At 59.5% G+C, this 13,754-nt stretch carries 14 protein-coding genes; 11 read left to right on the top strand and 3 right to left on the bottom strand.

The window, feature by feature from the left end:
- The first annotated feature begins 18 nt into the window (after window positions 1–18).
- The 3 genes from KZH41_RS11765 (at window position 19) to KZH41_RS11775 (ending at window position 2,093) form a co-directional block, all read left to right on the top strand.
- Window positions 19–429, top strand: a complete 411-nt coding sequence (locus KZH41_RS11765; RefSeq protein WP_263274857.1) for a nuclear transport factor 2 family protein — start codon at window positions 19–21, stop codon at window positions 427–429.
- Between the two features lie 82 nt (window positions 430–511).
- A complete protein-coding gene (locus KZH41_RS11770; RefSeq protein ID WP_094952396.1) occupies window positions 512–820 on the top strand; it encodes an RcnB family protein in 309 nt (102 codons plus the stop codon).
- A gap of 76 nt (window positions 821–896) precedes the next feature.
- Window positions 897–2,093, top strand: a complete 1,197-nt coding sequence (locus KZH41_RS11775) for an MFS transporter (protein ID WP_094952397.1) — start codon at window positions 897–899, stop codon at window positions 2,091–2,093.
- Here KZH41_RS11775 and KZH41_RS11780 read toward each other — a convergent pair.
- The 3 genes from KZH41_RS11780 to KZH41_RS11790 all read right to left on the bottom strand — a co-directional run bounded on the left by KZH41_RS11780 (window position 2,088) and on the right by KZH41_RS11790 (window position 4,259).
- Window positions 2,088–2,363 carry a DUF1652 domain-containing protein gene (locus KZH41_RS11780; RefSeq protein ID WP_094952398.1) on the bottom strand — a complete coding sequence of 92 codons (276 nt, stop codon included), beginning with the start codon at window positions 2,361–2,363 and terminating at the stop codon, window positions 2,088–2,090. The genes KZH41_RS11775 and KZH41_RS11780 overlap by 6 nt on opposite strands.
- Before the next feature lie 13 nt (window positions 2,364–2,376).
- Window positions 2,377–2,628, bottom strand: a complete 252-nt coding sequence (locus KZH41_RS11785; RefSeq protein ID WP_094952399.1) for a CsbD family protein — start codon at window positions 2,626–2,628, stop codon at window positions 2,377–2,379.
- A 131-nt stretch (window positions 2,629–2,759) separates the two neighbouring features.
- Window positions 2,760–4,259, bottom strand: coding sequence for a PAS domain S-box protein (locus KZH41_RS11790; RefSeq protein ID WP_094952400.1), 1,500 nt, complete (start codon window positions 4,257–4,259; stop codon window positions 2,760–2,762).
- A gap of 196 nt (window positions 4,260–4,455) precedes the next feature.
- Here KZH41_RS11790 and KZH41_RS11795 point away from each other — a divergent pair, with 196 nt between their 5' ends.
- From KZH41_RS11795 to KZH41_RS11830, 8 genes are all read left to right on the top strand, one after another.
- Complete coding sequence (locus KZH41_RS11795; protein WP_094952401.1) at window positions 4,456–5,424, top strand: hypothetical protein; 969 nt, start codon at window positions 4,456–4,458, stop codon at window positions 5,422–5,424.
- Window positions 5,425–5,541: 117 nt separating this feature from the next.
- The gene (locus tag KZH41_RS11800) at window positions 5,542–6,162 is read left to right on the top strand and encodes a hypothetical protein (protein ID WP_242155468.1); all 621 of its coding nucleotides are present in this window, start codon (window positions 5,542–5,544) and stop codon (window positions 6,160–6,162) included.
- Between the two features lie 127 nt (window positions 6,163–6,289).
- Window positions 6,290–6,634 carry an FKBP-type peptidyl-prolyl cis-trans isomerase gene (locus KZH41_RS11805; RefSeq protein WP_263274858.1) on the top strand — a complete coding sequence of 115 codons (345 nt, stop codon included), beginning with the start codon at window positions 6,290–6,292 and terminating at the stop codon, window positions 6,632–6,634.
- Window positions 6,635–6,658: 24 nt separating this feature from the next.
- Window positions 6,659–7,096, top strand: a complete 438-nt coding sequence (locus KZH41_RS11810) for a DUF1851 domain-containing protein (protein ID WP_263274859.1) — start codon at window positions 6,659–6,661, stop codon at window positions 7,094–7,096.
- Between the two features lie 22 nt (window positions 7,097–7,118).
- A complete protein-coding gene (locus KZH41_RS11815; protein WP_263274860.1) occupies window positions 7,119–7,721 on the top strand; it encodes a GNAT family N-acetyltransferase in 603 nt (200 codons plus the stop codon).
- A 620-nt stretch (window positions 7,722–8,341) separates the two neighbouring features.
- On the top strand, window positions 8,342–9,058 hold the full coding sequence (locus KZH41_RS11820; RefSeq protein ID WP_094952804.1) for an MgtC/SapB family protein: 717 nt from the start codon (window positions 8,342–8,344) through the stop codon (window positions 9,056–9,058).
- A gap of 299 nt (window positions 9,059–9,357) precedes the next feature.
- A complete protein-coding gene (locus KZH41_RS11825; RefSeq protein ID WP_263274861.1) occupies window positions 9,358–9,987 on the top strand; it encodes a response regulator transcription factor in 630 nt (209 codons plus the stop codon).
- A 6-nt stretch (window positions 9,988–9,993) separates the two neighbouring features.
- Window positions 9,994–13,620, top strand: coding sequence for a transporter substrate-binding domain-containing protein (locus tag KZH41_RS11830; RefSeq protein WP_263274862.1), 3,627 nt, complete (start codon window positions 9,994–9,996; stop codon window positions 13,618–13,620).
- Window positions 13,621–13,754 lie beyond the last annotated feature (134 nt).

Here is a 13,754-nt window from a genome sequence, read left to right on the forward strand (position 1 = left end):
TTTATATCAAGAAATTTCATGAAAAATTACAGGATTAATTTCATGGGGGCAATGGGCATGCAGTTGGAGCAGCATTTATTCGCCTTGGAACAGGCGCTGCAGCAATGCACCACCCGCTCGGATACGGAGCGATTGGCGCAGTTGCTGGCACACGATTTCGTTGAGTTTGGCGCCAGTGGCAATGTCTGGGGCAGCAAGGCCGAGGTGATTGCCGGGTTGAAGGACGAGGTGTTTTCGGCACGGCGCATGACTGAGTTCGCCGTGAAGTTGCTCGGGCAGGGACTGGCGCTGGTGACTTATCGCTGCCATCGCGAAGGCGTAGGGGACTCGTTGCGCAGTTCAGTGTGGCGCGAGGAGGAGGGGCAGTGGCGGATGGTGTTCCACCAAGGCACACCAGCGGCAGCTCCCTCGCCACAGAGGGGGCGATGAAAATCTTGAAAGGAGTTGGCTGAATGATTCCGTGCGTCCGCGGTCGGAACCTGGGTACGCACCATTTATTGAAGGAGCACCCATGAAGTCTAAAACCCTAGCCGCTTGCCTGCTGCTCACCGCCGGCCTGTCCACCGCCAGCTTTGTCGTGCAGGCCGGTGATACCCCGCAAGAAACCGTGCCGCCTTCAAGCATCAACGCCCGTGATTTGAAAGAAGGCGACCGTGCCCCGGATATGCTGATGCGCAAGGAGTCGGCGGTCAGCGATTGGAAAAAGCGCGGTTTGAAGCAGCCTGAAGCAGACAGCCAATGGGCCCGTGTGGGTGACAAGTTTGTGCTGCTCAAGACCACCAACGGCACCATTCTCGAGATCACCCCCGTCAAGAAATGACCGGTCTTTTTTCCTGGCGCTTGCGTTAAGGTAACGCGCAACACTGGTCGCGTTACCTTCAAAGAGCGAGAGCAGGATGCTTGCCACAATAAGAAGTTACCCTCGCACCGTGAACCTGTTGCTGTGCGCCACGTTGCTGCTGACGCTGGCCAAGGCGATTACCTTTCCGTACCTGGTGATTTACCTCACCCGTCACTTCAACCTCGACATTACCCAAGTTGGCCTGGTGATCGGCAGTTCATTGATCGTCGGCTCATTGCTCAGCGTGTACGGCGGTTTCCTGGTCGACCGCGTCAACAGTTACCGGCTGCTGCTCGGCTTGAGTGCGCTGTTTGTACTGGGGTTTGTCGGCACGCTAGTGGCCGATGATATCTGGCTGTTCTACAGCTGCCTGATCCTGATCAACCTGGCTTATGCCGTTATCGACATTGCCGTCAAAGCCGGCTTTGCCAGCTTGCTGGCGGAAGACGCGCGCAGCGAAGTGTTTTCCATCAAGTACACCCTGACCAATATCGGCTATGCCGTCGGCCCGTTTTTTGGCGCGATGGTGGCCAAGCTCGATATCAGCCTGCCGTTCATGCTCTCGGCGCTGCTGGGGGCGGGTTTTTTCCTGCTGTACTGGCGTTGGGGCGATCGCACGCTGGCTACCGTCGATGCCACGCAAAAAACGCTGGCGTTTCTCGCCGTCGGCCGCGTGCTGCTGCGGGACCATCGGCTGGTGTGCTTCACGCTTGGCGGCTTGCTCAGTGCCGTGGTGTTCGGCCAGTTCACTGCCTACCTGTCGCAGTACCTGGTGACGACCACCACCGCGGAATATACCTACACCGTGATCAGCGCCGTGCTCACCACCAACGCCGCGCTGGTGATTGCCTTGCAGTACGTGATTGGCCGGCGCATCTCGCACCGTTATCTGAGCCAATGGCTGATCGCCGGCCTGGGCATGTTCATGTTGGGGGTGATCGGGTTTGCCCTGGCCACCAGCGTGCTGTGGTGGGTGCTGGCGATGGCGGTGTTTACAGTGGGGGAGATCATCGTGTTCCCAGCTGAGTACATGTTTATCGACCGAATCGCCCCGGACCACCTGCGGGGCATGTATTACGGCGCGCAGAACCTGTCCAACCTAGGGGCAGCGTTGGGGCCGGTGTTGTGTGGGCTGGTGCTGGCCAGCCTGCCGGCCCACTCCATGTTCTACATGTTGGGGGCGTTTATCGTCGGGGGCGGGGTGTTTTACTTCATTGGAGCGTCGTTGAAACCACGACCAACGCGGTCATGACGCCGAAGGCGACATTGGCAGGTCTTCCAGGGTCAGATGCCCCATGGTGTTGCTCTGTAGCTCATAGCGCAGTTCTTCCACCATCTTTTCCACTGCGTGGGTGGACTGCAACTTGTTGACGCTGATGCCCGTCACCACCAAGTCGACCCGGCCGCTCTGGGCATCGAACACCTTCAAGGTCAACGAGGCGTCACGGCACAGGGTGAATTCACAGGTCAGGGGCAACAGCGCTTCTTCGATGCAGTTGCGCAGTTGGGAGAGGGTAAACATGTGCCCAGCCTCCTCAACGACGACGCAGCAACAAGCCCACCAACAGGCCGATACCGGCGACGACGGCCACGGTAGCCAGTGGTTTGTGCTTGGCAAAATCACTCACAGTGTCGAGCGCGTCGCCGTAGGTTTGCTGCAACTGGCCGGCGGCCTGGCGGGCAACCCCTTCGGCTTGCAACTGCTCATCACCGGTCAGGTCGCCGAGAAAACCCTGGGCCTTGCCCGTGACTTTCTCCACGGCGCCTTTGACTTGTTCGCTTTTCATGGTGCATTCCTTCAAGAGGTCAAATCATCACGGCACAGGGCCCAAGGCCCTGTGCCCACTCTTCAAGGTTAAGCACCGCGTCATGCGCAAATAAGGCGAATTTGCACTGGTTGCACTAGTGCATTTGCACTCTATTTCTTGCTTTTGACCCGCAATTCACCGGCAAACAGCCCGCGTTCACGGGCCCAAACGATGGCTGCGCTGCGGCTGTGCACCCCCAGCTTGGAGTACACCGTGGCCACATGGTTACGCACGGTGTTGGGCGCCAGTTTCAGGCGCGAGGCGATCTCCTTGTCGGCCAGGCCCTCGCAGATCAAACCCAGCACATCGCGCTCACGGGCGGTCAGGTCGGTGAAGGCCACGTTCGGCAGGTTGGGGCTGTTGTTGACGCTCTTGGCGTTGGCCAATTTCTCGATCAGGGTCTGGCTGAACCACGAGGCGTCCTGCATCACTTCCTCAATGGCCGCCACCAGTTCCAGCTCCGAGCGTTTGCGTTCGGTGATGTTCATCATCACCAGCAGGTAACAGGGCACATCCTCGATCAGCACCGTGTCGGCCCAGACCACGCAGTCGATCACCTCGTTGCCTTTCTTACGCACCTTGAGGTCCTGGCCGTCGAGGTTGCCGGCTTTTTCCAGGGTGGCGAACAGCTGCGCAAAGGCCTGGGCGCTGTCGATGAAGTTGATGTCCTCGACGGCTTTGCCGATCAGCTCTTCGCTGATAAAACCGGTGATGTTCATGAACGCTTCGTTGATATCCACCACCTGCCGGTTGGCCGCGCTGCACACCAAGGTTGGCACCGGCGTCAGGCGGAAAGATTTGGCGAAGCGTTCCTCACTTTGGCGCAAGGCAATTTCCGCTTTGCGCCGCGGTTCCAGGTCGGTGAAGGAAAACAGCATGCAGTCTTCCTCGTTCATGTCCAACGGCTGGCCCGCGACGATCACCAGTTTGCTTCCGCCTTCGGGCAGGCGCAGCTCGGCCTGCATCTGCGGGATGGTCGCGCCTTCGCTCAGGCGCTGGATGGCCAGGTCCTTACGCTCGGCCTGTTCCAGTACATCCAGTTCATACACCGAGCGGCCGATGACCTGATCGCGGTTGTAGCCGGTCATCTCCAAAAAACCCTGGTTGACCTTGATGTAGCGCAGGTCGCTCAAGCGGCAGATCACGGCGGGCGCCGGGTTGGCATTGAAGGTTTTCTCGAAGCGCTGCTCGGCGCTGGCCCATTCGGTGGCGTCGCTGAGGATCAGCACCAACAGTTCCGGCTCACCGTGAGCGTCGGTCAGCACCAGGCTGCGCAAGCGGTGGACCCAGCTGCGGTCTTCGCCGGTGGTGGGGGTGACTTCAACCACCACATCGCTGAATTCTTCACCGGCCGCCACCCGGCTGAGCGGGTAGCTGTCCAGCGCTAAAGGATGGTTGTTGCGGTAACGCAGGGCGAAACGCTTGGCATATTCCGCAGTATTGGCACCGAGCGCCTCGACGTCGCTGATCCCGTGCATGGTCAACGCGGCTTCATTGGCCCAGAGGATGGTCTGGTCGACTTCGGCCAGTATCACGCCGTCGGACAGCCCGGAGATGATCTGCTGCAATTGGCGGCGGTTGGTTTCTTTGGCGAGGACATCCTGGCTCATGGTTTCTCCCGGTAGACGGCACATGGGGGTACGACACCCGGGGTTGAGGATAGTGCAGAGAATGTGCGCATGAGGAAGTGCGAATGCACCAGTTGAACTGGTGCATTTGGGCCACGACTGAACGTATGTCCTTTCGCCACACTCCCAACCATCAAGGCATTTTGCCTTGCTCTCATAACGTGTGAAGGACCTCTGTATGACTACTGTCTATGAAACCAATCGTTCGCTGTTTCGTGTGTCCTGGAGTTCGGTATTGGCCGGTAGTGCAATTGCACTGGTGACCTACCTGGTGCTGAGTGTGCTGGGTACGGCCATCGGCGCGAGTGCCGTCGACCCGATGAAAGCGGGTAACCCGCTGAGCGGTTTCGGCACCGGCGCCGGGATCTGGTTGTTTGTGTCGACGCTGATCGCCATCGGCGTGGGTGCCTTCGTGGCCGGGCGCACCGCACCTGACCGCGGCGGCCTGCACGGCGTATTGACCTGGACCGTCACCACCTTGCTCACCACCTGGCTGCTGGCGGGTTTGGCCGCCAGCGTGGTCGGTACCGCCGGCAACGTGGTGGGCAAAGGTTTGTCCGCTGCCGGTAGCGGCATCGCGGCGGCTGCGCCGGGCATTGGTAACAGCGTCAAACAACAGTTGAACGAGCAAGGCATCCAGCTGGACTGGAACAGCCTGCAAGGTGAACTGGATACCCTGCTCAAGCAAAGCGGCAAGCCTGAGTTGGACCCGGCCAACGTTGAACAGAAGGCTGACCAGGCGGGCGCCGAGGGCAAGCAAGCGGCTACTGCTGCGGCGACCGATCCTGCCCAGGCCGGCGATGCGTTGAAGCAATGGTTCGAGCGTGTCAAAGCGTCCGGTGAGCCAGCGCTGAATGCCGCTGACAAAGACGCACTGGTCAACATCGTTGCCGCCCGCACCGGCAAGAGCAAGGAGGAGGCCACTCAGATCGTTGACAACTATGCCCAAGCTTATGAGCAGGCCATGCAAAAAGTGGCTGAGCTGAAACAACAGGCTGAACAGAAAGCCCGTGAAGCCGGTGAAGTGGCGGCCAAGCAACTGTCCCGTGCTGCCTGGAGCACCCTGGCGATGTTGTTGTTGGGCGCAGCGCTGAGCTTCTTTGTCGGTCGTATGGCACTGACTAACCGTCGCGTGCCGTTGGCTTGATAAGTCTGGTTTGATAACCCGGGAGGGGCGGCAAGGAGGCCGCTTTTCCTTTTCTCCACCTGCCTCAATGAATGCGTAAAATGTCGGCTTTTTACGCGAATCACGCAAAGGTGCCCCTTGAGCGCAGGCAAAGCCGTCGGATTGTTATTACTCACCTCCATGCTGGCGGCGTGCGGTACTTCGCCGCCACGCACGCCTAATGACATCTGCGGCATCTTCCGCGAAAAGGACGACTGGTACGACGCCGCCAAGGTCACGCAAAAGCGTTGGGGCGTGCCGATCCAAGTGCCGTTCGCCATCATGTATCAGGAGTCCGGCTTCCGTCAGGATGCCTTGGCGCCACGCAAATACCTGCTATGGATCATCCCCTGGGGCCGCGTTTCTACCGCTGCCGGCTACGCCCAGGCCAAGGATGAAGTGTGGAACGACTACCGCAAAAGCACCGGCCGCAGCGGCGCCAGCCGCCAGGACTTCGACGACGCCATCGACTTTGTCGGCTGGTACATGGACAAGACCTACACCGTCAACGGCGTGTACAAATACGATGCCTACGGCCAGTACTTGAACTACCACGAAGGTTGGGGCGGCTACCGCCAGCGCACCTATGCGGCTAAAGCCTGGCTGCCGCCGGTGGCGAGCAAAGTGCAGGCGCGGTCGCAGCTGTATGCAGCGCAATATGCGCGGTGCAAGGATGATTTGGGGCGCGGGTTTTGGAGCCGGTTCTGGCGTTGGTTATAAAGGGTTGCCCCGCCCCCTGTGGCGAGCCCGCTCGCCACAGGGGGGGTGTTTTTTGATCGCTCCCGCACTTGCCAAACCTACCCGATTCTGGGAAAACCCCAGCCTTTACGCATTCAAAGAGCCCCCTATGAGCAACGACGAACTGCAGGTCACCGACCTGCGCCAGGGCACCGGCAAAACCGTGGTCAAAGGCGCGCTGATCACCACCCAATACACCGGCACTCTGGAAGACGGCACAGTGTTCGATTCTTCCTGGGAACGCGGCAAGCCGTTCCAATGTGTGATCGGCACCGGGCGGGTGATCAAGGGGTGGGACCAGGGGCTGATGGGCATGCAGGTCGGCGGCGTACGCACGCTGTTTGTGCCTGCGCACCTGGCCTACGGTGAGCGCTCGATGGGCGCGCATATCAAGCCCAACAGCAATTTGCGCTTTGAAATTGAGTTGTTGGAAGTGCTGACGCGGGACGACTGACGTGCTTCGGCGCAAGGAGGCTGTATGGACGTGATTCAAGCGATACGCGACAGCTGGAGCTGGGTGGGTATCGACCCCGTCGAGGTGGTGGGCACCACAGCCTTTGGCAACGTGATGCTTAAGGATACGCAGGGCCGCTATTGGCGGCTGTGCCCAGAAGGGCTTTATTGCGAGGTGATCGCGCAGACGCGTGCGGCCTTGGATGAGGTCTCCAAGGATCAGACCTTTCTGCACGACTGGTATTTGCAGCCGATGGTGGCGCAGGCCGAAGAAGTGCTGGGGCCGTTGGCGTCTGGCCAGGTTTACCACTTCGTTATTTCGCCGGTATTGGGCGGCGAGTACGCCATCGACAATGTGCGTCAACTGGATCATGTCGAGCAGGTTCGGTTCTGTGGTGATCTTGCGCTTGAGATCAAGGATTTGCCTGACGGCGCGCACGTGACGCTCAGGATTGTTGACTAGTCATTCGAAAGGACATCACCTCATGGATGTGGTTTGTGACCCTGAACTTCCTCTAAGCGCCGCGCCGGATATCCGGGTGGTGCCGCTCACTTTGGCCGATGAGGCCGAGTTGCAGCACTTCTTCGAGCAGGCCCCCGACTACTTCATCGCGGTCAACGGCGAACCCGCGACGCCTACTGAAGCGCGTGAAGAGTTGCAGGGTGACCTGCCCGCAGGCTGGAGCTGCAGTCGCCTGTACTGGCTGGGTTACCGCGATGCTGCGGGTCAATTGGTCGCCGTGGTAAATATCGCCGCCGACTTGCTTGCAGCCGGGGTGTGGCATATCGGGCTGTTGCTGGTGCATACGCGCTTGCATGGCAGCGGGATGGCGCGGCGGCTGCATACCGAACTTGAGGCGTGGGCCCTGGGCAAAGGCGCCCAGTGGTTGCGGCTGACGGTGGTGGTCGGCAATGCCAAGGCGGAGCGTTTCTGGCCCAAACTTGGGTATGTGCAGGTGCGTACGCGGGAGGGGATTACGATGGGGCGGCAGGTCAATACGGTGTCGATTCAGGTCAAGGCGTTGGCAGGTGGCCGGATTGATGAATACCTGGAAAGGGTCGAGCGGGATCGACCGGGTACGCCGTAACCGCGGATGTACGCCGCTTACTGTGGGAGCTGGCTTGTCGGGTCGCCGCACCGCTGCGATGCAGACACCTCGGTGTGTCAGGCATAACCAGTTGATGCCATCGCCGCGATGCGGCGACCCGACGTGCCGGCTCCCAGATTGTTTCTTTGGTGTTTCCAGAAAAACAGTTCCTGAACTTACCCTGAAGAACCTTCCTAATCTCCATCGGTAAACTTTCCTACGGTTTACTCCCGCGGCATCGGCGCGTAAACTCCGCGCGTTTTCATCAATAGCGGAGACCCTCAGTGGGTACTTGTTCGAGTGACAGTCGTCGGCCGGTTTCGGTAACCGGCACCTACTTGGCAAGGTAACGCGCATTGTTTCTATGCCGTTGTCTCGCCTCAAAAAGCGAGAAGCGGCATCCCGGCAGCGCCTGTCCTGGCGCCTGCCCGAATCCCTCTCATCGACGCTGACCAGCACCTGAAATCATTCAGGCTGCGACGGACACGCCTACCTTTACGGTGGGCGGGCCAAGCTGACTGTGCCTTTAACACCGGCGCGGTGCGCACGGTTGTACCTGCACGAAGGTTTTCGGGTCGGCGGTGGCTTAAATTAGGCTGCTGCGTTCAGGGAGATTTCTTATGCAAGCAATCAACAACATCAACCTCAATTCCTTGGTCGATACCGTGGTCAGCCTCACTGCGGCGTTTATCCTGGGTGGCTTGATCGGCTTTGAGCGCCAGTACCGCCAGCGCACGGCGGGTTTGCGCACCAATGTGCTGGTGGCGGTGGGTGCGGCGATTTTTGTCGACATGGCCAGCCGCCTGGGCGGCGCGGAAGGCGCGGTACGTGTGGTTGCGTATGTGGTCTCGGGCATAGGCTTTCTGGGGGCCGGCGTGATCATGCGCGAAGAGGGCAACGTGCGTGGGCTCAACACGGCTGCCACGCTCTGGGCCTCGGCGGCCGTCGGTGCGTGTGCCGGTGCCGACCTGATCCTGGAAGCGTTGCTAGGCACGCTGTTTGTGCTGGCGGCCAACACCTTGCTGCGCCCGATCGTCAATAACATCAACCGCCAGCCGATGGACGTGGTGTCGGCAGAGGTCACCAACATCCTCTATGTCATCGCGCGGCGTAGCCAGCAGCAGGCGGTGATGGTCTTGCTGGAAGCCGAACTGGCGCGCTGCAACTACCCGGCCAGTGACGTCGACGTGCGGCCCTTTGGCAGCGAAGAAGTGGAGATCGAGGCCACCCTGGCCGCGACATCGGTCGATGGCGACGAACTGGATGCGCTGGTGGCGCGTATTTCCACGTCGACCTTGGTGGTGCAGGCCTTCTGGAGCCCGAGTACCACCGACTAGCGTGGTCGTAGTAAGCCTTGCCAAGTGCCGGATTGGCGGCACTTTACTCGGATAAGTCCTACATGTGGGTGGGATTATCCCTTCGGGTGAAACGTCATTTCGTTGCTAAGGTTGCGCACTTGCAGCTAGCAGGCGACGTCGGTTTGGTTGTACGTGTTCGCCGCGTTTTCAACCGAAGGGACCAGGCACAACCTGGCTATCGTCCCGGGTGAGGGCAGTGTCGTTGGTCGGCACTGTCATTTCTCACAGGTACCTGTGTTCCGAGTGATGTGTAAGGCTACTTACACCAAGGCATATTTATGAACAACAAAGCATTAATAGTCGATGACCACCCGTTTATCCGCCAGACCGTTCGGTTCTTGCTTAAGCAAGAAGGTTTCACCGACATCGATGAGGCGGGTAATGGCGCGGATGCTGTGCAGAAGGCCAGAGAGGGGCGCCCAGACCTGATTATTCTTGATTTGGCAATCCCGAAGCTGGGTGGGCTTGAGGTCATCGCCCGGGTCAAGGCGCTGGGCGTGCCGTGCAAGATGCTGGTACTGACGGCGGCCATTCCTGAGTATTTTTCCTCTCGCTGCATGCGTGCCGGTGCTATGGGGTTCGTCGCCAAGACCGGGGAGTTGGACGAGTTGCAAAAGGCGATCAAGGCAGTGATGTCCAACTACAGTTGTTTTCCCAGCTTACCGACCAGTTCGGTGCGCCGTGACGATTTGCAGTCCACGGAGATGCAGCTGGTAGAGTCGCTTTCGGACCGTGAGGTGGAGGTGTTGCGCATGCTGGCTCTGGGCCTGGGTAACAACCAGATTGCCGATCAAATGCTACTCAGCCACAAGACCGTCAGTACCTATAAAACGAGGCTCAAAGACAAGCTGTGCATGTCATCCGTGGTGCACATGGCCAAGTTCGCCCAGCGTAATCATCTGATCTGATTTGAAATGACCCCAACCCACATTCGAAGGTTGATGATTGCCCTGTTGATAGGGCTGCTGCCGATGGCGGCGGTCGCCCTTGATGAGCCTCAAGCCCTGCGTTTGCTGGGGCACGCCAGCCTGGATAGCCGTGGCCCATCCATGGAGCAAGGGGAGGCTGACTGGCACTGGCTGCGCGAGCGTCGTACGTTGCTCCTGGGGGTTTCCGCACCGGATTACGGGCCTTTCGAACTGACGAATAATAACGACGAGCTTGAGGGGATCACGGCCGACTATGCCGGGTTGCTCGCCCAGGCGCTGAATGTCAGCGTGGAGGTTCGGCGCTACGACACTCGCGATGAGGTGATCGAAGCGCTCAAGAAAGGCGCCATTGACTTGCTTGGGACGGCCAACGGTTTTGAAGCGGGCGACTCGGAGTTGGTCTTGTCTCGCTCCTACGCTAACGATCAACCGGTCCTGGTAACCCGCACCGGAGACGCCCAGGCCTTGACTGTCGATTTGGCAGGCAAGCGCGTGGCGATGCTCTATCACTATATGCCGCCCGACGCCGTACAGGCCTTCTATCCCAAGGCCCGTGTGGAACTGTTTCCGTCTATTTTCGAAGCCATCGGCGCCGTGGCGTTCGGTCGCGCCGATGTCTATCTCGGAGACGCCATCACCGCCAATTACCAGATCAGCCGCAACCACCTGAACAATGTGCAAATGGCAGACTTTTCCACGTTGGAATCCAACTCCTTTGCCTTCGCTGTTTCCCGCGATAACACTCGGCTGCTGCGCATCGTCAATACGGCGTTGCGGGCGATCCCGGCTAACGAGCAGATGGAAATATTACGGCGTTGGAGTGGCGGTAATCTTGGCCTGCTCGGTGCTGAGCGATTGCACTTGAGCACGGGCGAGCAGCGTTGGCTGGAGAAACATCCCCGGGTCAGAGTGGTAGCGTCCGACCAGATGCTGCCTTTGGCCTTCTTTACCGCGCAAGGGCAATTGGACGGATTGAGTGCCGACGTGTTGTCCCGGATCAGCCTGCGTACCGGTTTGAAGTTCGACGTTGTCCCTGGCGGGTCGATGCCCCAGCAGATTGACGCGGTCAGCACTGGCAGGGCGGATATGATGGCGGTGATTACCCCCAGTATCGAAGGCTCTGATCAGTTGCGCTTTACTCGGCCGTACCTGACCAACCCTCTGGTGCTGGTCACCCGCAACGACGACCCGGCGACGATGACCTTGGAGGACATGCCTGGAAAACGCCTGGCGATTACCAAGGGCAGTGCGCTGCGTGAGGTCATCAATCGCGATTACCCCGGTATCCACTTCGTGGAGGCCAAGAACCCCACACAAGCCATGGCGCTGTTGGGCAGTGGCGCCGCCGAGGGGGCCGTCAATTCATTAATCAATGCGCGCTACCTGATCGCCCTTCAGTACCGTGACACGTTGCGCGTGACCAGCACAGTCGGCTCTGACCCAGCACGCATGACATTTGGGGTCAACCGCGGCCAGTTGGAGTTGTATTCGATTCTGGACAAGGCGTTGCTGAGCATCCCGCCTCAGGAAATGGATGAGCTGATCAGCCAGTGGCGCACTGACGTTATCGTCGAAGACCATTGGCTACGCCATCGCAGCGCGATCATTCAAGGTTTTGGCCTGGCGGCGCTATTGCTGCTGATAACCCTGGGGTGGGCTTTTTACCTGCGCAGCCTGATACGCAAACGTGCCCAGGCCGAACGCGCCTTGAGCGACCAGATGCGCTTTATGGGGGTGTTGATCGACGGCACACCGCATCCGATTTATGTGCGTGATCGCCAAGGGCGGCTGATGGCCTGCAACAGTGCTTACCTGGACGTGTTCGGCTACAAGCTCGAAACGGTGATCGGCAAGACAGTGATAGAAAACGACAGCACTAACCTCCCGCAGGCTCAGTCTTTTCATGGCGATTACCTGCGGCTGATGGAGCGTGGCGAGCCGCAGATTCATGATCGGGTACTCAGGTTGCCCAGTGGCAAGGCGCTAACCATTTACCACTGGATGCTGCCGTACCGTGATGGCGACGATAACGTCGTGGGCATGATTGCCGGTTGGGTGGACGTGAGTGAGCGTCAGCGCCTATTGGGCCAGCTGCAGGAGGCCAAGGAGGATGCCGACGCCGCCAACCGCGCCAAGACTACGTTCCTGGCCACCATGAGTCATGAGATCCGCACCCCTATGAATGCGGTGATCGGCATGATCGAACTGGCCCTTGCCAATGCCGAGCAGGGCCGCGCCGACCGCGATGCGTTGGAGGTGGCTTCGGTTGCGTCTCACGGTATGCTGGAGTTGATTGGCGATATTCTGGATATTGCCCGGATCGAGTCTGGCCACCTGTCCCTGGCCCTGGAGCCGGCCAACCTGCATGAACTGCTGATGTCGGTGGTGCGGGTGTTCGAGGGGCTGGCGCGGGCCAAGGGCTTGGCGCTGCAGGTAGAGCTTGATCCGTTGATTGATTGCCAGGTGCTGGCTGACCCTATGCGGTTCAAGCAGGTGGTGTCCAACCTGCTGAGCAATGCCATCAAGTTCACCGCTGCAGGCCAGGTGCGGTTGGGCGCGCGCAGTTCGCCGGCGTCCGACACGTGCCAGCTGAGCCTCAGGCTATGGGTGGAAGACTCCGGCATTGGCATCAGTGCGCAAGACCAGCAACGGCTGTTCAACCCGTTTATTCAGGGAAGCAATACCGAGCAATCGGCGCGTAGCGGGTCGGGGTTGGGGCTGGTGATCAGCCGTAACCTGTGTGAAATGATGGAGGGTGAGCTGCACTTGAGCAGTGTGCTCGGCCAAGGAACGCGAGTGGACGTGACGCTGGCGTTGGCCAGGACGGCTACTTTGCCGGCTGAGGTATCAGCCCCCCAACCTGCCGTCCAGCCGGCGCGGGCATTGGACATTCTGGTGGTGGATGACTACCCGGCCAACCGTTTGCTGCTGGCGCGGCAATTGAGCTTCCTGGGGCATCGCATCATTACTGCCGAAGAAGGTATACAGGGGCTTGAGCTCTGGAGAACCGAGAAACCGGATGCGGTGATCACCGATTGCAACATGCCCCTCAAGGATGGCTACACCTTGGCCCGTGATATACGTACGCATGAGCGAGAGTTCGGCCTGGAGCCGTGCCTGTTATTGGGCTTTACTGCCAACGCACAACCGGAAGAAACCGAGCGTTGTCGGCAAGCGGGTATGGATGGATGCCTGTTCAAACCTGCCGGGCTTGAGGACTTGCGCTCGGCCCTGGCCTCGCTCACGGCCCTTCCTCGTCCAGATGCAACTGAAGTGGCGTTCGATTTGAGCACGTTAATCTCGTTGACGGGGGACGATCACGCCGCGCTGAAGGAGCTGCTGGAGCCGTTGCTCGATAGCTTGGAAACTGACCGCGCGCTGCTCCCGTCGCTGCAACACACAACGAATTTTCACGCGCTGCATGACCTTGCCCACCGCGCCAAGGGCGGGGCACGAATGGTCAAGGCCTTGGCGCTGATTGCCTGTTGTGAAACGCTCGAGTCGGTTTGTCAACGACAGGAACGTAAGGCTTTGGGCTCGGCGGTTGACGCCGTCAGTGAGGCAATCGGCGAGCTGCATCATTACCTGAGTGCTTATTGCAATCGGCATTGACGATGGTTGATGGTCATCTGGCGGATTTGGGAAAATTCCTACAATAAGTGGGAATAAGCCTGATTTTGTCTTCGAGATATGTCTGGAGAATGGGCGATGCTCACTGACGAGCACAGCCTGCCCAGGGATTTGCC

The organism is Pseudomonas sp. YeP6b (assembly GCF_025642995.1).
GTDB lineage: Bacteria > Pseudomonadota > Gammaproteobacteria > Pseudomonadales > Pseudomonadaceae > Aquipseudomonas.